This window comes from Magnetospirillum sp. XM-1, from assembly GCF_001511835.1.
In the GTDB taxonomy this organism is placed as follows: Bacteria; Pseudomonadota; Alphaproteobacteria; order Rhodospirillales; family Magnetospirillaceae; genus Phaeospirillum.
Map to the genome: position 1 here is coordinate 2963895 of NZ_LN997848.1, position 20299 is coordinate 2984193.

Genomic DNA, 20299 nt, shown 5'->3' on the forward strand with positions numbered 1-20299 from the left:
TCCGGTCGTATTTTAATAATTCAGCGTGACACATAGCTTTCTGACACCTTCTTGCCAGATGCTGAAAGTTCCTCAACATCAGCGTAGGTGATTTTGTCCACCCCACCCTTTAATTCCCGACATCTATCTCGGAAGGTTTCAACTGAGTAGGATTTTGCTCCAGAAAATTTTCGAATTTTCTCCGCCAACTCATCAGCAATATTTTCAAGCTTTGTTAAGCTTCGAAAAGTGCTTTCATTTGTAGCTAATCCGTCACGCATGCCAGCCGCCAAAGCGTTACATTCAAAAATTATGGCTCCAGCAAGACTTTTCAGACGATAATTTACTATAACTTGAATGGCTTCATTTTTTTTGGATTCATACTGCTCCATCGGAATGCCTCGCCCTAACGCCTCGACCGGATTAGGGACTATGATTTGTGGGGCCGAGGCACAACCAGGACGGCTTTCATTTCGGCGTTCTGGACCAATATAATCTTGGGTGACGATAAATGGCTTCCGCCTTTCTACATGCCCAATAATCTGATCTCGCAATTGGCCGGATGAGAATGGAATAAGAAGCACGGAATCTGTTCCTGAAGACATGGCACTACGTACCGCCGATTCATCTCTGGATGAAAGCAGCAGTACAGTCAATACGAATGGATCGCTATTTGTTTGTATAGAGCGAATTTTACGAATGAAATACGTCGAATCATTTCCATCAACCACGGCATGCATTACCAAAATCTGGAAGCCGCCATTTTTGCATGATTCATCAATGGCAATAAAATTATTCGACTCCTCTATATTTGTGATTCCAATTTCATTTAGTGTAAACCGTATGCCAGATCGAATTGTGCTGCTTGGCTCGCAAATTAATGCCGTTATTTTAGAGTAATCTAATTTTACCTTGCCCGGCACGATGACAGTAGGAACGGCCACTTTTTCAGGCTCTTCATTCTCAAGAGCGTCGAGAGCAAGATACGCAAGCGGCCTCTGATCAACGTCGTCATCAGTCAAAAATGACTTGAACTTCATGTCCTCATTCATAATGTGACTTGCAAGCCACTTAAGGACAAGATCGTGCAGTTTATCCGCAACTGACAAACTTCCACCACGATATAGCCTGATCACCTCATTAATTTTTCGATTGAAGGCAAAGTGCTTTGCACGATGATCGTCAAAGTGTTGAAAGCCAATTTTATCCATGGCCTTTTCTTCACGGAGAAAGTGCCCTGCAACATATTCTTCGAGCATCGCCAAAGCACTATCGATTACGAGCTTGCTGCTCGCTGCCTCGAAAACGACGCCCTTGAGTAAATTGGCAATTTCAAAGAATGCTTTGTGATCGCTGTCAATCGCTGCATTCCCGACAGAGAAAGCGTCTGACCATCCAGCGATCTGGCATTCTTCTGTCATTCAGCAAAATCTCCATGAACTCTGCCGATTACCGCCCGCCAATTCGGGCGATAAAGCCATCAACCTCGCGGCTAAGATTTTCAGACTGCCGAGACAATTCCGATGCAGCATCAGCTACCTGACCAGCGGATTCTGTAGCTTCAGCGGCAGTCGCTTGAACCGTGATGATCGCTGAGGAAACCGAGGACGTTCCGGTTGCAGCTTCCGCGACATTACGTGCGATTTCCACGGTGACCGCATTTTGCTCTTCCACGGCACCGGCCACGGCGGAGGATGTTTCCTCGATCTGGGATACGGTTCGAGTGATTTCATCAATCGCCTTGATAGCTTCGGCGGCGACCTCCTGGATATGGGCCACCTGGGAGGTGATGTCTTCGGTTGCTCTGGCCGTTTGGTTCGCCAAGTTTTTGACCTCATTCGCCACCACGGCAAAGCCCTTCCCGGCATCCCCGGCACGAGCCGCTTCGATTGTGGCATTGAGAGCCAGAAGATTGGTTTGGGCGGCAATGTCATTGATCAAGCTGACAATGGCACCAATTCGTTCGGCGGCCTCATTGAGGCCATGGACCGTCGTATCGGTACGAGACGCGACACCGGCTGCTTCGGAGGCTACGGCGGCAGCACGGTGGACCTGGGCACTGATCTCCTTAATGGAGGCAGAGAACTCCTCCACAGCAGAGGCCACGGCCTGGACGTTGACCGAGGCTTGTTCCGCCGCTGCGGCAACCGTCATGGCTTGGTGGCTGGTGTCGGTAGACTGTGCCGACATGGCCCCCGAAGATGCTTCCAATTCTGTCGCTGCGGCAGCCACGGCGTTCACGACCGGCTTTACCTGATTGTTGGCAAAGGCGATGAACTCTGCGTCTCTGGCTTCCATTCGCTTCAAAGCTTGATTGATGGTCTTGGCGTACAGAACGAAATCGCCACGCAAACCCGTCGTGATGATTCGGCGGTAATACCGACCATGATTGGCGGACTCGACGGCGGCAAACGCCTCTTTTCCAAAGGCTTCAGCGAGGTCCAGCAAACGGTTGATGCTGCGTTGCAAGGCTCCAATGCCATCGCTGCCTCGAACGTCCAGAATCCGAGCGTTGAGATCACCACTGGCGGACCGGCTGAGCACGTGGATCGCAGTGGACAGATCACCTGCCATTCGTCGAGCAGAACCACCGATCTTGACGCCTCCGACAACGCCAATCAGGGATACCGTGATCACGACCCAAAGGGCGATGCTCGAACCACCAAGCAGCCCGAATGTTCCCGCCAGTAAGCAGATCGCCGAAGGAACCAGCATCCCAAGGGATAAGGTTCGGGCATATGAGCCGAGAGTCGATTCCATGTGCCTGCCTCTGATCAATTTTCTGGCGTGATGGTGAAGATGAATCGGTCATAGCTATCAAATCCCGCCGTTGCTACGGCGTCGTTCAACATTTTCCATGATCGCTCAAGCCCAACCTTTGAATCTGGATGGCGGCGTTCTTCTTCCATCAGCGAACAGTAAAGCGGCTTGATCGTCTCCAATGCGGCCTTCTCGGGCACCCGTCGATTGGAGTGATATCCGATGATCTGACCGGCCGCGTCGAAGTTCGGGGTGACATGGGCGAATACCCAGTAGTTGTCACCATTCTTTGCCATGTTGTTCACATAGGCGAATATCTCCCGACCATCGGCAATGGTGTCCCAAAGCAGTTTGAAGACGCATCGTGGCATTTCGGGGTGCCGAATGACCGAATGTGGCTTTCCCATCACCTCGAATTCGGCATAGCCGCTGACTGTCAAAAACACATCGTTGACGTAGGTCAGCCGTCCTTTGGGATCGGTCTTGCTGACGATCAATTCGTCATGAGCAAAAGTTCGCTCGCGACCTGATGGAGTTTTACGGTCACCCGCCATCTCCGACACCTCTCCCAGATTGAATGGGCTATGAGCACAGCCTATTATTTATGATTAACCGATAAACAAATCAAGCAACCACCAAGACTCATTTAAACTCTCAGCATATACAACCAAAACAATGAGGGCCGGGAATTTGCCCAAAAAGAAGTAAGACCATCAAAATGCACAACCATCTATATCAACTCCATATCTAATAAGAATTGATCGGCAGGCACCGGATGACCAAGCAGAAATCCTTGTAATATTTCACACCCACAATCTATCAGAAACTCACGCTGAAACCCATTTTCAACACCCTCTGCTATTACCTCGAGATCGAGAGCATGAGCCATTTGAATGATAGATGAAATTAACGCATTACCCTTGCCTTTATCAGATATTTCAGACGTAAACGACTTATCGATCTTAAGTGTAGTAAACGGAAATTTGCGAAGATATCCAAGTGCAGAATACCCAGTTCCAAAGTCATCAATTGAAAGGCGGATACCCATTCCTCTCGCCACTTCCATGAACGCAATCGCGGCATGACTATCCGCGACAAGAGTTCGTTCAGTTAGCTCGATCTCAAGCAACTCAGGAGGGAACCCCGTCTCCTCAAGAATTTTTTCAATGGTTTCGATGAATCCCATATCATTACACTGCAAAGCCGATATGTTTACAGCAACCCTAAAGGCAGCACCATAATTTGAACGCCAAAACGCCGCATCCTTGCATGCTGAAAACAATATAGAACTTCCGATTTGCTTAATCAGACCATTTTCCTCCGCCAATGGAATAAATTTATCCGGAGAAATGTAGCGGCCACCATGTGTTTGCCAACGAGCAAGTGCCTCAGCACCAACAATGCGGCCTGATTTTGCATCTATAAGAGGCTGATAAAACACTTTAATTAAGTCTTCCGTTACCGCAGAATGAAGCTCGCTATCTAAAGACTGTCGCTCGCGAGCCTCCCTGTCCATTTCAGGCATAAACAGCCGATATCCGCTACATGACTTATTTCTTGCGTTCATCAGTGCTGAGTGTGCGTTTCTCAGCAACTCAAAATGGTCAGTTCCGTCGATTGGTGAAAATGACATCCCAATTGATGATGATAAAAAAATTTGTTCACCGCAAACATTAAACGGCTGCGATAATACCTCTATTAATCTTTTTGCAACAGACTCAGCAATGGATGGAGTCGAGATTCCTTGTAAAATTACAAGGAATTCAGTTCCGCCAATTCGTGAAACCGTATTCAGATCGTTTAAAACTATTTCTGAAATTCGTTCAGCAGCTTGCTTTAAAATTAAATCGCCACCTTTGTGGCCGTGAATGTGGTTTGCCCGAGACAGCCCATCAACCTTTACAATAAGAGCAGAAACAATCCTTCCGAAACTGGAATTTGCAGAAATAGCTTGGCCAAGGCGATCAAGTGCAACCGCCCTGTTGGGCAGCCCGGTAAGTTCATCAAAGTTCTGTGTATGAATGAGTCTCTTCTCAAATTCCTTTCTTATAGAAATGTCTTCCTTTATGGCGATAAAATTAACAATCTGTGCACAATCGTCAATCACGGGAGCGATTACGGCATACTCCCAAAATAACTCTCCATTTTTCTTTTTGTTGTGTAGTTCGCCGTGCCATACCTTTCCATCGGAGATAGCACCCCATAACTCATGGTATACCTCATCAGTGGTATATCCAGACTTTAATATTCTTGGGTTTAATCCTACAGCTTCTTCATATGTATACCCAGTATTCTTTGTAAAGCACGGATTGACATACTGGATTAGGCCGCCGCAATCAGTTATGACAACAGAAACTGGAGCCTGTTCAACTGCCGCAGATAGCCGCAGCAGACTGGACTGGCGATGAGCGGTTTCTTCAAGAAGGCGATTGATTGCTAGCGATACAGGGCCGATCACTTCATCAGAAGACGATTCGCAGCGAACAAGTATATTCCCTGACAAAAAATCGTTAATTACGGCTTCTATATCTCTCAAGCGTCTAACCATTTTAAACACCTCAGGTGTCGTCGGCCTTTATGGATTTGACGTTGCCAGAAGAAACAGCGAGCAACGAATGTAATTTTTCAAGCGATTGATCGCTACAGCAGACGGACATAATGCAACCATGATTTGCAGCACAAATCAAAACCCTGGAGATGGAATCAATTGTGCTGGATGTCTTGTCGTGGCTAATTTTGCAGACACTTATTAATTCATCACTCATAGCACTAACCAGCATTTTGCTGGATCGATTTAATGCCGCTCAAAAACTGAACAACATCTTTTCGAATTAGTTCGGACTGCTTCGAAACGTCCCCCGCAGCCTGAAGCACCTGGGAGGCTGCTGCCCCAGTTTGACTTGCCCCCGAGGACACATCTGCAATATTTTTGTTAACATCGTTTACCGCTTTAGACGCCTCATGGACATTGCGGCTAATCTCACTTGTGGCCGCACTTTGCTCTTCAACAGCAGATGCAATGGCGGTTGAAATGCCATTTATCTCACGAATAGTGCCTCCAATTGTTCTGATTGCCTCGACGGAAGCACTTGTTGCCTCTTGTATTGAACGAATTTGTTCACCGATATCAGCGGTTGCTTTAACGGTTTGGTATGCGAGGTTTTTCACCTCGTTAGCAACCACTGTAAAGCCCTTACCTGCCTCTCCAGCCCTGGCCGCCTCGATAGTGGCGTTGAGTGCCAGCAGATTGGTCTGGCTTGCTATGTTTTCAATCAGAGCGGCTACAGTTCCAATTTTGTTTGCTGCATCTGACAACCCCATGACAATTCCATCGGTCCGCTCAGCCTCCTGGACCGCATTTGCGGATATGGTCGCAGACTGACTTACTTGCCGTGTGATTTCGGACACCGAAGCAGCAAGTTCCTCTACGGCCGATGCAACAGTTTGGATGTTAACGCTGGTCTCTTCCGATGCCGCTGCAACCGCAGTTGATCGGCTAGTCGTATCACCTGCTACACGAGCCATTTCGTTAGCTGTGGCAACCAACTCCGTTGAAGATGACGCAAGTACCCCTACAAACTGAGATATCCTCTCGTCAAATTCAGTGGTTAGCTGCTCACGCCGTAAAATCCTTGTTTCTCTAAAGGCACCCTCTGCAATTTGCCTTGCTTGCATTGTGTCATTGGATAGCAAAGCTCCGCGAAACACCATGATGACCCGAGCCATCTCCCCAATTTCATCCTCACGTTCGAGGCAGGGAACCGCTGTATTTTTTTCTCCTGACGCAATTTTTGAAATTGTGGCAGTCAATGCAGTAAACGGTGTGACCACGCTACGAATAATTAGAGAAGTTGCAATAATTCCCCCAACCATCAACAGAACCATTGCCGCTGAAATTAGATACAAATCACTCTGAGCTTTTAACCGGATTGATGAGGCCATAAACATTAGGTCATTGGCAGCGGTATTTTCCGCCTTTTTAAGAACTTCAATTCTGGCTGTGGCAGCAGAAAACCAACTTTGCGGGTCAATGCTACCTTGATTCATATTAATAGCGGCAGAATCTCGAATTTTTTCATAATCGCTTGCGATTTGACCGCTTATCATGTCCATAAATTCTTGTTTTTTTGCCTGAGAAACAAGATTTTTATAGGTGTTAAAATATGCAGCTTGCTGAGCAGACCTATCAATAAATCGTTTGTATCTCCACGATGGGAATGCCTCGGAGAATCCAACGGCACCAATTGCACGTTCCTGTCCCGCACGTTCTTTGCCTTGCGTGAGGGAAAGATAAGCATTCAGTTGGTTTGAAACTTTTGCACTCTCAAGACTTTGGGCAACGTCCGACAAATTGTTAAGGAGCCGAACTATCAAGGACGAATATTCGTCAACGATATCCGCCTGTTTTTTGGTGGCACTATCTACGCTGGTGCGAATTTCATCAAGCTTATCAAGTGCGTTAGTGCTGTTGCCAATTTGGTTGGTTGAGACAATTTTTCTCAACCTATCAACCTCGATACGGCGAGAATTTAGGTTTGAACGCTGAGCATTGTTTCCGCCAATAACAAGGGCAGTTACACCTCTCTCTCCCTGTAACTCGTGAACAAGATTCCCAACATTAACGGCGTAATCAGCGAGAGCCTCAACACGCTTCATTTCACTAACAACATCCAGCTTACCGGATATAAGAAAAAATGTTACGGCAAACGCCAAAATGCTTGGAATCAATGCGGCCATTAAGATGCGGTTTTTAACCTTGAACCTACACAGAAAGACATCAACAGCATCTAAGATACCTGTCGTGCGACGCTGCTTTGCAGCACCATGCTGACGGTAAAGGGTGGAAAGCTGAAGGTCTTTGCCAACAACATGATCAAAAAACCAATTGGTAAGATACGAAACAACCGCCTCAACCGCAGGTCCAGAATTATCGTTAGAGAGCAAACCTATGAACTTTTCAATCTGCCCAATAGCCTCGCTGTGTTCTTTTGCGTGCTCATCTAGCTGATCAAATGAGAACTTTTTCAGAATAGCTTCTTCTCTGGACGCATGCCTTCTGAATTGAATTAAAAACTCATTCAGTATGCTGAGTATTCTATTTTCATCAGAATTTATGCAGCCGATAAGCTGGTTTATAAATTCCATGAGGCCACGGTGGTCTGCATCAATGAAGTCTACACCCGTCTCGTACGTGGCGTGCCATTCCATTCTCATGATATCCCAGCCTCAAATTAAATTATATCGGCTCTAATTTGCATCAACTGCCATGTTGCTCTAGTATTCTCCTATATGTTTGGCAGCTTAGAAAAGAATCATATTGTTACAGAGTTTCACATTATTTCGCCAACGACAGTTGATGTTTATCAAATCCAGAGTAGTTACTATATTTCACCAAATACTATGTATTTTTTATTCGTATAGGGGTTCATATCGCATTCACATTGTGAGTATGTAATTTTGGAATTTGCACTCATAACGGGAGGAATGTTTGGCTGGTTTAAGATGTATTCAAAAGGTGGATGGATTTAAACTTTCATATACAGCACCTGCATTTCGATATCGGGGTACTGCGATTTATTACCTATGAGTGTGGTGATAATGATATTTCGAAATCCCCTTCTTTCACCGTTTGCTGCTCACACGTGGGGGCATGCCGAAGGAATTATGGAATAGGGAAGGGATAACTGATGTCGGATCCAACAGGTGAGCCAGCGTGGCCCGATACGCCTCTGCCGCCAGCTTGGGCTCGGCTCATCGCGATGGCATGAGGCAAACCAACCTCCGCCAAAATCAGGGGGGGGGATTCTTCGTTTGTGATCAATGTGTGAATTCGGGACTTATCCGTTTAGTCGTCGCACGGCCACAATGCCCGGCCATCAGACTGCACCCGCAGGATAAATACCTCTCGAATGAAAGGTAACCATCATGAACACCAGAATTTACGACCCACAATGCGACATCGACCGCCGCCTTGAAACGATAGGTGAGATTTTCCCCTGGAGACGAACCTACGAGGTCGATGCTGAAGGCTTTGCCATCCTGCAAAAATCCTTGCTGGCGTGTGCAGGCCATACGCGGCTGACCGACCCAGGTGGTGGCCCGTTATCCCAGAAGCACCTTGAAGTGGCCTTTGCCCATGTGGTCACCCAGGTCACCGCATGGTTCAGTAACAAATCAGATTATTTTTCAGTCCAGGCATCATGTGATGCTGCAAATGCAGCAACGCGAGCATCTAATTTACACTGACATAGACAGCCATCCTGCATTTGTAGCGAAATCATGCATATTTGATAAATAGTTCGCGGCAAACTTTTTCTCAAGGATACATCATGAGCACCATTCAAGAATCACAAATTGCTAATCACCAAAAAGAAATTGAACGAGACCCAGATGATTACGCCCGCCCATGCTCGCATTGTGGCGGCATTACATTTGTTATCACTCTCTCAAATCGCCTAAAGTGCTTTGAATGCGAAGAGTTTTTGAAGGTCGATGATGTCATCTAACGCTAGTGCGGGGTGGCATCATACGTAGTTGATGGGCTACTTGCTCGGGTATTCGTGATTTCTCCCAGGAAACGGGGCAGATTTGTGGGGGAGAATGTGGGGGAAAGGGTGGGGGATTAGCATTTTTCGATATATGCGAACCCCTTGAAAAATCAAAAAAAACCGCTGGGTTGCCCCAGCGGCTTGAGTTTAGGGAGGAAACGTCCAAGAAAGCAGGAAAGGGGTCCGAGGACCGTCCTTTGCTGCACTGCAATATATATCGATGGAGCCAGGGCGAGGCAAGCCAAAATTTGGGTGAAAATCCGCAGAAACCTGCGGAATCCCGGCTTTTCCCCCATTGGTGGACGCAATACAGGTATGACCACTTCGTGGCGGGAATCATGGAAATCCTGGCATGAGGTATGCAAGAATGCCGGCAATTCTTGGGCTCTCGGAGCGCGTGATGTCGGTTCGACGGATGGCATGGATGGTGGGATTGGGCGCGGCGCTGGCCGTCGCGGCGTTTCCCGCCCGCGCCGTTCCCACGGTGGCGAACGAGGGTTTGTGCGCCGCCGAGGCCGCCACCCAGGAGCGCCTCTACGGCATTCCCACCGCGCTGCTCCATTCCATCTCCATCGTCGAATCGGGGCGCTACGATTCCCAGCACAAGGCAGTAATTGCCTGGCCGTGGACGGTGATGGCCGAGGGGCAGGGGCGATATTTGCCCAGCAAGGCCGAAGCCATCGCCGAGGTGAAGCGCCTCAAGGCCCGGGGCGTGCAGAATATCGACGTGGGCTGCATGCAGGTCAACCTGCGCCACCATCCCACCGCCTTCGCCAATCTGGACGAGGCGTTCGATCCGGCGGCCAACGTGGCCTATGCCGCCCGCTTCCTCAAAGGTCTGTTCGGCGCCACCAATCACTGGCCGACGGCGGCGTCCTACTACCATTCCCAGACCCCCCATCTGGCCGCCGCCTATCGCGAGCGACTGATGAAGGTGTGGAACGCTCCGCCGAATGCCGCCGGCGGCACCCAGGTGGCCTCGGCCCGCGTCAAGCCGGTGCCGTCGGCTCCGCCGCTGCGTCAGGTGCCGGGCAACGCCCAGGTGGAGGAGATGCGCAAGGCCTGGCGGGAAAGCGCCCAGGCCGCCCGTGACGAGGCCGGCCGCATCGCCGACGCGTACCGCAAGGCCCGGGTCGCCGAATACCAGATGCGCCGGGTCCGCTTCCAGGAAGCGCGCAATTCGCTGAACACCGCCACCCGTTACTGAGCGGGGTCGGACGGTTCCCCGGCCTGCTTGGGGGCGCATTGGGAACGGCCGCGCATGGCGCCGAACACGCCGAAGCCGATCATGAAGAGGATAAAGCCGCCCAGCACGAACCACTTGCTGTCGCCCAGCCATTCCTCGAGCTTGCGGCCCATGAGATAGCCGCCCCAGGCGAAGGAATGGGCCCAGATGGCGGCGGCGATGAAGTTCAGCACCAGATACTTGACGCGCGGCACGCCGGCGATGCCGACGATGAAGGGGGCGACGTTGCGCACCCCGTAGATCCAGCGGAACGACAGGATGAAGATCGCCGGGCTGCGGTTGACGGTCTCGAAGGCCCAGTCGATGCGGCCCGTCAGGCTGGGCCAGCGCTTGAGCAGCGGAGCGCCGTACTTGCGGCCGATGTAGTAGTAGAGCTGGTCGCCGAAAAAGCTGCCCGTCAGCGCCGCCAGGGCCAGCAGTTCCACGTTGATGCGGAAGCGGCCTTCCGAGGCCAGGACGCCGGTGACGATCACCACCGTCTCGCCCTCGATGAAGGTCCAGGCGGTGATGAGCGGATAGAGCAGGTATCCGTATTCGGTCAGGACGTGGACAACCAGCTCTTCCAAGGCAATCCCATAGTTCTAGGGGTAATAACCGGCAGTAAAAATCCGGCAATATAGGGCAGGGGTCAACGGCGAAATCGCTTGGTTACGAAATCGTCATCGCTGGCGGCCAAAACCGGGGCTTGGAGCGGCGCTTGGCCGCGACCTGCGGCCATTGAGGCCGCAGCCAAGCGTGCGGAGGCACGCGCTAAGGCCAAGGGCAAGTCCAAGCTTCAACGGTCGGAGCGGGGCGCGATCCGGTTGACGTGGCCCATCTTGCGGCCGGGCCGGGCCTCGGCCTTGCCGTAGAGATGCAGCCGCGCCGTGGGGTCCTTCAGGATGTCCAGCCACTGGTCGGCATCTGCGCCGATCAGGTTCTTCATCTCGGCGTCGGAATGCCGTTCGGGCGAACCCAGGGGCAGGCCGCAGACGGCGCGGACGAACTGCTCGAACTGGTCGGTGACGCAGGCGTCCATGGTCCAGTGGCCGGAATTATGCGGCCGGGGCGCCATTTCGTTGGCCAGCAGGCCGTTGGGCGTGACGAACATCTCCACCGCCAGCAGGCCGACCACGCCCAGCGCCTCGGCGGCGCGGTGCGCGATGTCCATGGCCTGGCCGATCAGCGACGGCGCGATGGGGGCGGGCACGGTGGTGGTGTCGAGGATGTGGTCGCGGTGGACGTTCCACACGGGATCGAAGGCGGCCCACTCGCCGTCGGCGCCGCGCGCCACGATCACCGAGATCTCGCCCAGGAAGTCGATGAAGCCTTCCAGCACGCCCTGGCCGGCCTGGTCCAGGCCCTTGCCCAGTGCCGCCCAGGCTTCCGCCGGGTCGGTGTCGGGGCCTATTCTGACCTGGCCCTTGCCGTCATAGCCCAGCCGGGCGGTCTTCAGCACGGCGGGCCGCCCGATCTCGTCGATGGCCTGGCGCAGCTCGTCCAGGCTGCCCACCGCGCGCCAGGGCGCCGTCTCGATGCCGATGGAGTTGAAGAAGCGCTTCTCGTTGATGCGGTCCTGGGCGGTTTCCAGCACGCTCCAGCACGGGCGCACCGGCACGTGCTCGGCCATGTGCCGCACGCTTTCGGCCGGAATGTTCTCGAATTCGAAGGTCACCACGTCCACCGAACGGACGAAGCGCTCGATGGCGTCCTGGTCGTCATAGCCGGCGATGGTGGCGGCGTCGCTGACCTGGGCGGCGGGCGACCCGGTCTCGGGCGTGAAGATGTGGACGCGATAGCCCAGGCGCGCCGCCGCCAGGGCGGCCATGCGGCCCAGCTGGCCGCCGCCGATGATGCCGATGGTGCTGCCGGGAGGCAGCGGCGACGACGCGGGATCCTTGCTCACGGGCGGATCAGGTCGGAAGAATCGGGGTCCACCGGGGCCTCGGCCACGGAATCGGTCTGGCGGGCGCGCCAGGCCTCCAGGGCGGCGTCCACCTCGGGATTCATCAGGGCGATCACCGCGCCGGCCAGCAGGGCGGCATTGGTCGCCCCGGCCTTGCCGATGGCCAGGGTGCCCACCGGAATGCCGCCGGGCATCTGGACGATGGAGAGCAGCGAGTCCATGCCCTTCAGCGCCTTGCTCTCCACCGGCACGCCGAACACCGGCAGCGTGGTCATGGCGGCGGCCATGCCGGGCAGATGGGCGGCGCCGCCGGCGCCGGCGATGATCACCTTCAGCCCGCGGCCCTTGGCCGAAGTGGCGTAGTCGTAGAGGCGCTTGGGCGTGCGGTGGGCCGAGACCACCCGGGTCTCGAAGGCGATGCCGAGGTCGGAAAGCACCTGGGCGGCGTGGCGCATGGTCTCCCAGTCCGACTGGCTGCCCATGATGATGCCGACCTGGGGGGGGGCTGCTTTGCCCATGCTGTGTTCCTGCCCTGCCTCGGGAAGAGAAAGGGCGGAATTATATGCAGACGCGCCCCGGACGCAAGAACGGAATGCTGAAAATTCGGACAGGCTTGTTGTCCCTGTGCTACCATGCCCTGAAATCGTACTTCCCGTGGGGGGAAGCATGGCCAACCAGTTTCGCAGCGAACCGGTCTATTCCGTCGGGCACGTCAACGAATACGCCCTCGACAGGGATTCGCACCCGCCGGGCCATCATCCCCATTCGCCCTATCCGCCCAACGAGCCGCCCCATATCCAGCACAGCATCGCCGACGTGGCCTCGATCCTGGGGCTGCCCGACGCCGCCATCACGCCGGCGGTGCTGAAGGCGGTGACCGGCCTGCTGGGCGAGGCCGACCGCCTGCGCTGGATGGACTCCCAGTCGCGGCGCCGTCAGGCCTTCCTGGAAGGCCTGGCCGAGCGCGATCCGGTGGTGCCGGCCTTGAACCGCCGCGGCTTCATCCGCGAGCTGGAGGCGCTGCTCAGCACCGGCCACGGTTCGGGCACCCTGGTGCTGCTGCATGTGGCGGGAATCGAGCATTTGCGCCAGGCCCACGGGCTGGCGGCCGGCGACGGGGCATTGCGCCACGTCACCGCCCATCTGGTGGGCTCGCTGCGCACCTCCGACCCGGTGGGGCTGATGGGGGGCAGCGATTTCGCGCTGCTGCTGTCGGGGACCGAACTGGCCGCCGCCCGCGACAAGGTGCGCGACATCATGGAGCGCATCAACCTGCAGCCCTTCTACTGGCAGGGCGACGTCCACAGCTTCGCGCTGTTTTCCGGCTACCACGTGCTGCAGCCGGGCGAGAACGCCGAATCCGCCGTCGCCGCCGCCGACCGGGCGCGGCGCGGCCTGCCGGGCTAGGCCAGTCTCATAAGACACGGATGGGCATGGATTTTAGAGTCCCTCTGTCCGTCATGGCCGGGCTTGACCCGGCCATCCACGTGGATGGCCGAAACAAGTCCGGGCATGACGAGAGCGAAGGTGGTGCGGATTTACGGGGCGCGGCCCCTTATCCGGGCAAATCTCAGTTGATGACTTCGGGCATCACCCAGCCCGATTGCAGGGCGATGCGGACCGCCTGGGCGCGGTTGGCGGCGCCGATCTTGCGGTAGACGTTGCGCAGGTGGACCTTGATGGTGATTTCCTGCAAGGACAGCGCGATGGCGATTTCCTTGTTGGTGCGCCCCTCGACCAGCTGGGCGAGAATCTCGCCCTCGCGCCGGGACAGGCGGTCGAAGGGCGGGGGGGCGCCGGCCGGCTTGGCGGCCACCGGGGTGATGGACTGGTTGCCGGGGTCCTCGAAGAAGGTGCTGGACGGCAGGTACTTTTCCCCCGACAGCACCAGGCGCAACGCGTTGACCATGGCGGTGCCGCTGACCGTCTTGGGGATGAAGCCGGCGGCTCCGGCCTGCACGGCCGACACCACGTGATCGCGGGTGGAATAGCCCGACACGATCACCACCGGGGTTTCGGGAACCCGGGCCTTGATCTGCTGCAGGCCGGAGAGGCCGTCCATGCCCGGCATCATCAGGTCGAGCAGCACCAGCCCGATTCCGGGCTTCTCCTCGATGACCTTGATCGCTTCGCCCAGGGTGGCGGCGTCCAGAATTTCCACGCTCGGATCGAGTTCCTGCAGAAATGGCCTCAAGCCATCGCGGACCAGCTTGTGGTCGTCAGCCACCAGGATTTGCATGAGTCCCGCTCCCAAAATCAGTCACCCCTGCCCCGGCGAGGGGCCCCAACCTACTCGAAAGTATAAACAAGCTTTTTGGAACAAACAATGGAGTAGCAAGGCGCCGCTGAAAAAATTACTAGGTCGGCGGTTGGAGAAAAACCGTGACCAGTTCGCCCAATTGTCCCAGGGCCACCGGTTTCTTCAGGACGGCGCAGCGGTCGTCCTCCAGATTGGCGGCGACCCGTTCCGTGGCGCCCAGGTGGCCGGTGACGATGACGATGGGCAGCAGCGGATCGTAGTCGCGCAGCTTCTCCACCAGTTGCTCGCCATTGCCGGCCGGCATGCGCAAATCGGTGATGACCACGTCGGCGGGGTCCTCGGAGAACAGCTTCCAGGCCTCGATGCCGGTGCCCGCCACGCTGACCCGGTAGCCCAGTTCCCGCAGGTAGCGGGCCAGGGTTTGGGCGGCGGTGGCTTCGTCGTCCACCACCAGGATATGGGCGTCGCCGGATCCGGCCTGCAGGGGGGCCGGCGACAGCGAGGGCAGGGGGATCGGGCCGGCGGCATCCATGTCCAGCGGCAGGGAAATGGCGAAGCAGGCGCCCACCGGACTGTCTTGCAGGACCAGCGAACCCTTCATGGCGGTGATCAGCCCGTGGCTGACCGACAGGCCGAGTCCGGTGCCGCGCCCCGCCTCCTTGGTGGTGAAGAACGGCTCGAACAGATGGGTCTTCATGGATTCGGAGATACCGGGGCCGTTGTCGGCGATGACGATTTCCACATGATCGTCCCGGCGGACGGCGCTGACGGTAATCTCGCCGTTCCAGTCGGCAGGCATTCTTTCCTTGGAATCGCGCAGCGCGTGATGGGCGTTGTTGAGCAGATTCATCATCACCTGCTCCAATTGGATACGTCGCCCGCGCACCGGCAGCGGGGCGGAGGGCAGTTCATGGCGGACGCATATGCCATCGGGCCGAAACTGGCCGTCCAGCACCTCGATGGCTGAGCGCACCGCCAAGGCGGCGTCGAACACCTGGATGGGGGTGGTGTCTCGGCGCGAGAAGATGCGGATGTCGTCGATGATCTCGGCGGTGCGTTCGCATTGCTCGGCGATCATGGTGAATTGCTGGGTCTGGAAATCCTGGCTGGCCTTGTTGCGCTCGATCAGCATCAGGGCGCCCTCGGCGGTGAGGCGGATGATGTTGAGCGGCTGGGACAATTCGTGGACCAGCCCGGCGGCCATCTCGCCCAGGGTGGCCAGCTTGGCGGTCTGCAGCAGGGTCTCCTGCACCCGGGTGCGCTCGCTGATGTCGCGGACCACCAGCAGGCGGGCCGGCAAGCCCCGGAACGAGATCGAGCAGGCCAGGACTTCCGCCTCGAAGGGGGTGCCGTCCAGGCGCAGCAGGCGGTAATGGTTGAGGATGTGGCCGGGCGGCGGCGAGTCGAGCCGCTCCAGCGCGTCGCCGCGGCTTTCGGGATGAACCAGATCCAGCACCGACCGTCCGGTGAGAGGGGCCCAGGAACTGGCGCCGAAGGCATGGATGGCCGCCTGGTTGGCGAACAGGATCGAACCGTGGCCATGGACGACGATGGCGTCGGGGGCCAGTTCCACCAGGGAACGGTAGCGCTGCTCGCTCTCGGCCAGTTCCCTGGCGACCTGCTGGTGGCGGGCCCGCATGCGCAGCGTGGCGATGCCGTGGGACAGATTGCGCGCCACTCCCATCAGCATGCCGACCACCTGGGCGTCGAACATGCCGGGCTGGGCGGCATAGAACATCATGGCGCCGATGCGGCTGTCGCCTTCGCCCACCGGCAGGGCGACGCTGGAGCGGAAGCCGTAGAGTTCGGCCTTGGCGCTCCAGGGCGCGAAGATCGGGTCGGTGCGGGTGTCGGCGACCACATAGGGCTGGCCGCTGCGGATGGCGATGCCGGTGGGGCCCTGGCCGTACTGGTCGTCGTTCCAACTGACCGTGAGATCGTTCAGGTAATCGACGGCATAGCCGGCGCGGGCCATCACCGTCACCTTGCGGTCCGGCGGCTGTCCGGCGTAGCCGATCCAGGTGAGGCGGTGGCCGGCCTCGGCGCCGATCAGGCAGATCTGCTCCAGCAGTTCCAGTTCGTCCGAGGCCTGCAGCAGGGCTTCGGTGGCCCGGACCAGCAGATTGGCCGCCTGATCCATCCTGCGCCGACCGGTATTCGTGTCGCTGCCCTGGGACATTCCCGCCCTCTCCCTGCTTTCCCCGACGATGATACGGTGCGGGAGGGGCGGCGCAACCGGATTGTGGTGCCTCTTGAGCATGAAGGCGGCTCGTGCTTTGCTGCGCGGCCGGCCATCAGTGAGGATCTCGTGCGCCATCTCATCGTTTTTCTGCTGACGCTTGCCTGGGGCGGTGCCGCCCTGGCCGCCGAACCCGCCCTCGACCTGCTGGACGCGCCGGTCTCCTATACCGCCGCCTTCTCGGTCACGTCGTCACGGGGCACCTATCACGGCCGGGTCTGGCACATGCCGGGGCTGGAGCGGCGCGAGGTGGCCACCGCCGGCGGCGGCCAGGGCATCCTGATCGACCGCAAGGCCGATTCCGCCACCCTGCTGAGCATGTCGGGGAAATGGCATGTGGGCCTGTCGCTTCGCGCCGCCGCTGGCATGGTGGGCGGGCTGGATTCTTGGACCGCCAGCCGAACCCGCCTGCGCGACGAGACCGTCGCCGGCATCAAGGCCACCCGCTGGAAGACCCGGGCCGAAGGGCCCAAGGGCGGTTTCTCCGGCGATATCTGGACCAGCCGCGAAGGAATCGTGGTCAAGGCGACAGGCGTGCTGAGCAGCGCCGACGGCGACGATTCCCCGGTGGAGATGATTTTGTCGGACATGCGGGTGGGGGCGGTGGACCGCCAGGTGTTCGAAGTGCCCAAGGGCTGGTTCGGCTTCGACCTGCGTCAGGTGCCGCCGGACAAGGTGGTCCAGGCGGTGGAAAGCCTCAAGCCGCTGCTCGAGGGGCGCAAGGGGAAGTAACGGTTTTCTGCGGGCAGGATGCCCGCGCTGTCCGGTGAACCATAAGCTGAAACCGTGTCCCTAGGATTTCAGCGGCGTTCATGCCTGTGATTGAATCATAAGATGAAACTATTTGAAGCATAAGGCGACACTAGCCGACAATTTTGCCGGATTCTGTTCGCTTATCCGCCAAACATATTTTCGTCGGTCAGGCCAAGACCATCATCGTCAGATGGGCTGGAGATATCAAACTTGGCCTGATTAATTTCAGCGAACAAGTCGCTCCAGTCATTTCGAGCGACGGGGGTGTTGCGTCGAGCTTCCAGCACACCCTGGCGGACATCTTTACCTGAATAGAGATCACCATCAGAAGACATGATCTAACTCCTAGGCTGCTGCTTGGCTTGCTCCTTCATTCACCCTGGGTCGTCGAAATCAGGCGCTATTCGAATCTGTCCGCGCATGGCGCCAAGAATATTGGTCCGTGCCTTCTTAGGTTTGACCAGCTTGGGATTCATCTCGATCTTCGCACCAAATACGGCCAGCGCCTTGTTGACCCGGGCAACGCTGTAGTCCTCCAGGTTGCCTCGCAGGAGAGCGGAAACGGTGGATTGTGACCAGCCGATCTTGTCGCCGAACTGCGACTGGGTCAGGCCGGAATCCTTGATCTGCTCAGACAGCCACATGATTGCTTCGGCCTTGATGGCCTCCTCGACCGCCACGGTCTCGTCGCGTCCTGCCTCCAGGAAGGCCGTTTTCACGACTTCGCCTACGTCAAGATTCTTGCTGGCCATTCTGCCCTCCGGCGGGGGTGTAGCCTCATGATATAGTAGTTAGTGCTATATCTTCAATGTTGCCTTGATGCGCGTACTGAAGCGGATTAGCGTTTGGTAATTGCCTCAGATAGGTCGGTGAACCCGAAGGTGACAACATGTCCGACGGATCCAACACCTCCCAGACCCGACTCGCGATAGTCCTGCCGGACGACGTCTTCGATGGCTGGGTCAAGACATTCGAAGAACCGGCGCGCGTGATGCCAAATGCGGCCGCACGCCTGGCCAGGCTGGCACGCCAGAACGCCTCTGAGGCTCATCATTCCAGTAATCAACGCCCATAACTATTCTCAGCGGAAGTTCTTCCAGAAGACATCGCCGCCATAGACCACCTGGTCGTAGCCGGGGACGGTAATGGATACCTTGTCGAACCAATTATTGACGATACTCAACCGCTGTGGTTGAGCCACTTTAATTGCCGCATAGACCTCTTCTGTCATCAAAATTGGCGGGGTAGCTGGCTTGAGGATGACCTTTTGGTCAACGACCCTTACGCCAGAGAGCAAAATATCGGTATGGCCCCAACCGCCCGCATGGAAAAAACCGTTCATGACGGTTGGCCACCAAGCGTCTTGCCATGTCGGGATGCCTAATAAGCTCGTCTGCCGCAGGATCTCCGCAGCTGGAATAATCACCGATTCCTCGGGCTTGTTTGCCGCGTCCGTGAGCTTTGACGCAACATTGGCTGGTCGACCAAGCCAAACCAGATTCTTGTAATTCTGATTTTCGTGGCCGCGTTTGATAATACCGGTCTTGGTTGCGAGCATTTTCCCCATGTCAATGCCGATACCGCACGTCACATCGTTGGCCAGGAAGTTCTTGTTGATCACGTATTGGGCCGTCGAGTTCATCGAAATCGCTGTATCCACCGCGTTTACGACGGCGCCTGGTGTGTCGAACAGCACCATAACCCGATCACCGATGATACCGCGGACATGTCCTTCATGCTGCCTGGCGCAGCGGGTCATCGCTCGAACAAAAGCCGAATAAAGTTTGGCGAGGGTTGAAGCTTGATGCCTTAAATTAAGATCCGTGGACCGTCGAATGTCGATGTAGAGCACGCAGGTGTCGATGAGCTTGCAGCCCTGGGTTTTGGCGTCCAGGTTCGGAAAGGTGATGGCAGGATTACCGAAGTGGGGGACTGACTGAGTATCGGTGACGTTGATGGCAAAATCAGCGGATAGAATGGTAGCCACCTCGTCGGCGATATCATTCTTGAATTCATTCGTCGGTCCGGCCATCAGAACAAGCTCCTGATCCACTCGCACACCATGGCGCTGAGGGGCCACAGCATCACCAGCATTCCCACCAGCGTCAGCTTCGCGCCGCGCTCGAACAGCTTGAACTTGCGGGTGGCAATCTGGCTGTTGATGGCCACCTGCGCCGCCATGTCGTCAAGATAAGCGTCCGTCGTCGAGGTGTCCGCCGCCGGCATGTATGCCTTCCGAACCCGCTCTTTGAACACCTCGGAGTCGAGGGAGGCGACATCTCCGAAATAGAGCAGATTCTTTCCTGAAGGCGCCGTGGTGCCGACGAAATCGGAGAGCTTCAGCTTGGGAAGAATGGCCAAGACCGCAATGATCGCGGCGATTCCGAACAGGATGGCGTCCAGTTTCAGGGCGGCGGCTAACTGCGGCGGCAGGTCCTTGAACCTAGCCAGCACGCCAATGCTGCCCAGCACCCAGGCCGAACAGAACGTGAGCAGAGCTGCGTTCTTGGCCTCTGCAAACTTCAGCCAATCCACCGTCCGCGCCAGGCTGGCGGACAGCAGTTTCTCGTATGCCTCCTGCTGGTCATCCTTCATGTCCACCCCCTCTTCTGAAGGGTGAATATATGTG

At 56.2% G+C, this 20299-nt stretch carries 20 protein-coding genes; 6 read left to right on the forward strand and 14 right to left on the reverse strand.

Translation table 11 applies throughout. The features are described from left to right. Positions 1–20: 20 nt before the first annotated feature. The 5 genes from XM1_RS23480 to XM1_RS23490 form a co-directional block, all read right to left on the reverse strand. The gene (locus tag XM1_RS23480) at positions 21–1400 is read right to left on the reverse strand and encodes a bacteriohemerythrin (protein ID WP_082700524.1); all 1380 of its coding nucleotides are present in this window, start codon (positions 1398–1400) and stop codon (positions 21–23) included. Positions 1401–1428: 28 nt separating this feature from the next. Next, on the reverse strand, positions 1429–2739 hold the full coding sequence (locus XM1_RS13735; protein ID WP_068434320.1) for a methyl-accepting chemotaxis protein: 1311 nt from the start codon (positions 2737–2739) through the stop codon (positions 1429–1431). Positions 2740–2753: 14 nt separating this feature from the next. Then, positions 2754–3293 (reverse strand): PAS domain-containing protein, encoded by a 540-nt coding sequence (locus tag XM1_RS13740; RefSeq protein WP_068434322.1) that lies wholly within the window; start codon positions 3291–3293, stop codon positions 2754–2756. A gap of 176 nt (positions 3294–3469) precedes the next feature. Beyond that, entirely contained in the window at positions 3470–5287 is a 1818-nt protein-coding gene (locus tag XM1_RS23485; RefSeq protein ID WP_082700525.1) for a bifunctional diguanylate cyclase/phosphodiesterase, read from the reverse strand. A gap of 221 nt (positions 5288–5508) precedes the next feature. Then, the gene (locus XM1_RS23490) at positions 5509–7947 is read right to left on the reverse strand and encodes a nitrate- and nitrite sensing domain-containing protein (protein ID WP_172821926.1); all 2439 of its coding nucleotides are present in this window, start codon (positions 7945–7947) and stop codon (positions 5509–5511) included. Between the two features lie 717 nt (positions 7948–8664). On the opposite strand from XM1_RS23490, the gene XM1_RS24145 reads away from it, so the two are divergent. The 3 genes from XM1_RS24145 to XM1_RS13745 all read left to right on the forward strand — a co-directional run bounded on the left by XM1_RS24145 (position 8665) and on the right by XM1_RS13745 (position 10494). After that, entirely contained in the window at positions 8665–8985 is a 321-nt protein-coding gene (locus tag XM1_RS24145) for a hypothetical protein (protein WP_156428735.1), read from the forward strand. A gap of 83 nt (positions 8986–9068) precedes the next feature. Further along, positions 9069–9245: a hypothetical protein gene (locus tag XM1_RS24150; protein ID WP_156428736.1), complete on the forward strand. Its 177-nt coding sequence runs from the start codon at positions 9069–9071 to the stop codon at positions 9243–9245. Between the two features lie 442 nt (positions 9246–9687). Further along, complete coding sequence (locus XM1_RS13745; RefSeq protein ID WP_068434324.1) at positions 9688–10494, forward strand: transglycosylase SLT domain-containing protein; 807 nt, start codon at positions 9688–9690, stop codon at positions 10492–10494. On the opposite strand, the gene XM1_RS13750 is transcribed toward XM1_RS13745, so the two are convergent. From XM1_RS13750 to purE, 3 genes are all read right to left on the reverse strand, one after another. Next, the gene (locus XM1_RS13750; RefSeq protein ID WP_068434326.1) at positions 10488–11099 is read right to left on the reverse strand and encodes a DedA family protein; all 612 of its coding nucleotides are present in this window, start codon (positions 11097–11099) and stop codon (positions 10488–10490) included. The two genes, XM1_RS13745 and XM1_RS13750, sit on opposite strands and share 7 nt — an antisense overlap. A gap of 209 nt (positions 11100–11308) precedes the next feature. After that, positions 11309–12418, reverse strand: coding sequence for a 5-(carboxyamino)imidazole ribonucleotide synthase (locus XM1_RS13755; protein ID WP_068434328.1), 1110 nt, complete (start codon positions 12416–12418; stop codon positions 11309–11311). Continuing rightward, positions 12415–12936: a 5-(carboxyamino)imidazole ribonucleotide mutase gene (purE, locus tag XM1_RS13760; protein WP_068434330.1), complete on the reverse strand. Its 522-nt coding sequence runs from the start codon at positions 12934–12936 to the stop codon at positions 12415–12417. The genes XM1_RS13755 and purE overlap by 4 nt, the downstream gene beginning before the upstream one ends. 148 nt (positions 12937–13084) lie before the next feature. Between purE and XM1_RS13765 the strand changes: the two genes are divergently transcribed. Further along, positions 13085–13825 (forward strand): GGDEF domain-containing protein, encoded by a 741-nt coding sequence (locus XM1_RS13765; RefSeq protein ID WP_068434332.1) that lies wholly within the window; start codon positions 13085–13087, stop codon positions 13823–13825. 163 nt (positions 13826–13988) lie between these two features. On the opposite strand, the gene XM1_RS13770 is transcribed toward XM1_RS13765, so the two are convergent. Together XM1_RS13770 and XM1_RS13775 are read right to left on the reverse strand one after the other, a co-directional pair. Next, a complete protein-coding gene (locus XM1_RS13770) occupies positions 13989–14657 on the reverse strand; it encodes a response regulator transcription factor (RefSeq protein WP_068434335.1) in 669 nt (222 codons plus the stop codon). 118 nt (positions 14658–14775) lie between these two features. After that, positions 14776–16857, reverse strand: coding sequence for an ATP-binding protein (locus tag XM1_RS13775; RefSeq protein ID WP_156428737.1), 2082 nt, complete (start codon positions 16855–16857; stop codon positions 14776–14778). Between the two features lie 129 nt (positions 16858–16986). Here XM1_RS13775 and XM1_RS13780 point away from each other — a divergent pair, with 129 nt between their 5' ends. Further along, positions 16987–17649 carry a hypothetical protein gene (locus XM1_RS13780; RefSeq protein WP_068434339.1) on the forward strand — a complete coding sequence of 221 codons (663 nt, stop codon included), beginning with the start codon at positions 16987–16989 and terminating at the stop codon, positions 17647–17649. Positions 17650–17810: 161 nt separating this feature from the next. Here the strand turns inward: XM1_RS13780 and XM1_RS24155 are convergent, their stop codons facing one another. Further along, positions 17811–18005, reverse strand: a complete 195-nt coding sequence (locus XM1_RS24155) for a hypothetical protein (protein WP_156428738.1) — start codon at positions 18003–18005, stop codon at positions 17811–17813. 39 nt (positions 18006–18044) lie between these two features. Then, entirely contained in the window at positions 18045–18422 is a 378-nt protein-coding gene (locus tag XM1_RS13785) for an XRE family transcriptional regulator (RefSeq protein ID WP_068434341.1), read from the reverse strand. Between the two features lie 137 nt (positions 18423–18559). Between XM1_RS13785 and XM1_RS24160 the strand changes: the two genes are divergently transcribed. Then, entirely contained in the window at positions 18560–18745 is a 186-nt protein-coding gene (locus XM1_RS24160; protein ID WP_156428739.1) for a hypothetical protein, read from the forward strand. A 6-nt stretch (positions 18746–18751) separates the two neighbouring features. Here the strand turns inward: XM1_RS24160 and XM1_RS13795 are convergent, their stop codons facing one another. Together XM1_RS13795 and XM1_RS13800 are read right to left on the reverse strand one after the other, a co-directional pair. Beyond that, on the reverse strand, positions 18752–19702 hold the full coding sequence (locus tag XM1_RS13795) for an adenylate/guanylate cyclase domain-containing protein (protein WP_068434345.1): 951 nt from the start codon (positions 19700–19702) through the stop codon (positions 18752–18754). Next, positions 19702–20265, reverse strand: coding sequence for a Pycsar system effector family protein (locus tag XM1_RS13800; protein WP_068434347.1), 564 nt, complete (start codon positions 20263–20265; stop codon positions 19702–19704). Before XM1_RS13800 ends, XM1_RS13795 begins: the two co-directional genes overlap by 1 nt. Between the last annotated feature and the right edge of the window lie 34 nt (positions 20266–20299).

What these genes read in the sequence shown, in the direction of transcription:
- XM1_RS23480 (WP_082700524.1), bottom strand. Translation starts at nt 1,400, where the DNA reads ATGACAGAAGAATGCCAGATCGCTGGATGGTCAGACGCTTTCTCTGTC.
- XM1_RS13745 (WP_068434324.1), top strand. Translation starts at nt 9,688, where the DNA reads ATGTCGGTTCGACGGATGGCATGGATGGTGGGATTGGGCGCGGCGCTG.
- XM1_RS13770 (WP_068434335.1), bottom strand. Translation starts at nt 14,657, where the DNA reads ATGCAAATCCTGGTGGCTGACGACCACAAGCTGGTCCGCGATGGCTTG.
- XM1_RS13735 (WP_068434320.1), bottom strand. Translation starts at nt 2,739, where the DNA reads ATGGAATCGACTCTCGGCTCATATGCCCGAACCTTATCCCTTGGGATG.
- XM1_RS24145 (WP_156428735.1), top strand. Translation starts at nt 8,665, where the DNA reads ATGAACACCAGAATTTACGACCCACAATGCGACATCGACCGCCGCCTT.
- XM1_RS13765 (WP_068434332.1), top strand. Translation starts at nt 13,085, where the DNA reads ATGGCCAACCAGTTTCGCAGCGAACCGGTCTATTCCGTCGGGCACGTC.
- XM1_RS13800 (WP_068434347.1), bottom strand. Translation starts at nt 20,265, where the DNA reads ATGAAGGATGACCAGCAGGAGGCATACGAGAAACTGCTGTCCGCCAGC.
- XM1_RS13785 (WP_068434341.1), bottom strand. Translation starts at nt 18,422, where the DNA reads ATGGCCAGCAAGAATCTTGACGTAGGCGAAGTCGTGAAAACGGCCTTC.
- XM1_RS23485 (WP_082700525.1), bottom strand. Translation starts at nt 5,287, where the DNA reads ATGGTTAGACGCTTGAGAGATATAGAAGCCGTAATTAACGATTTTTTG.
- XM1_RS13775 (WP_156428737.1), bottom strand. Translation starts at nt 16,857, where the DNA reads ATGTCCCAGGGCAGCGACACGAATACCGGTCGGCGCAGGATGGATCAG.
- XM1_RS13740 (WP_068434322.1), bottom strand. Translation starts at nt 3,293, where the DNA reads ATGGCGGGTGACCGTAAAACTCCATCAGGTCGCGAGCGAACTTTTGCT.
- XM1_RS13795 (WP_068434345.1), bottom strand. Translation starts at nt 19,702, where the DNA reads ATGGCCGGACCGACGAATGAATTCAAGAATGATATCGCCGACGAGGTG.
- XM1_RS24155 (WP_156428738.1), bottom strand. Translation starts at nt 18,005, where the DNA reads ATGTCTTCTGATGGTGATCTCTATTCAGGTAAAGATGTCCGCCAGGGT.
- XM1_RS24160 (WP_156428739.1), top strand. Translation starts at nt 18,560, where the DNA reads ATGTCCGACGGATCCAACACCTCCCAGACCCGACTCGCGATAGTCCTG.
- purE (WP_068434330.1), bottom strand. Translation starts at nt 12,936, where the DNA reads ATGGGCAAAGCAGCCCCCCCCCAGGTCGGCATCATCATGGGCAGCCAG.
- XM1_RS23490 (WP_172821926.1), bottom strand. Translation starts at nt 7,947, where the DNA reads ATGGAATGGCACGCCACGTACGAGACGGGTGTAGACTTCATTGATGCA.
- XM1_RS24150 (WP_156428736.1), top strand. Translation starts at nt 9,069, where the DNA reads ATGAGCACCATTCAAGAATCACAAATTGCTAATCACCAAAAAGAAATT.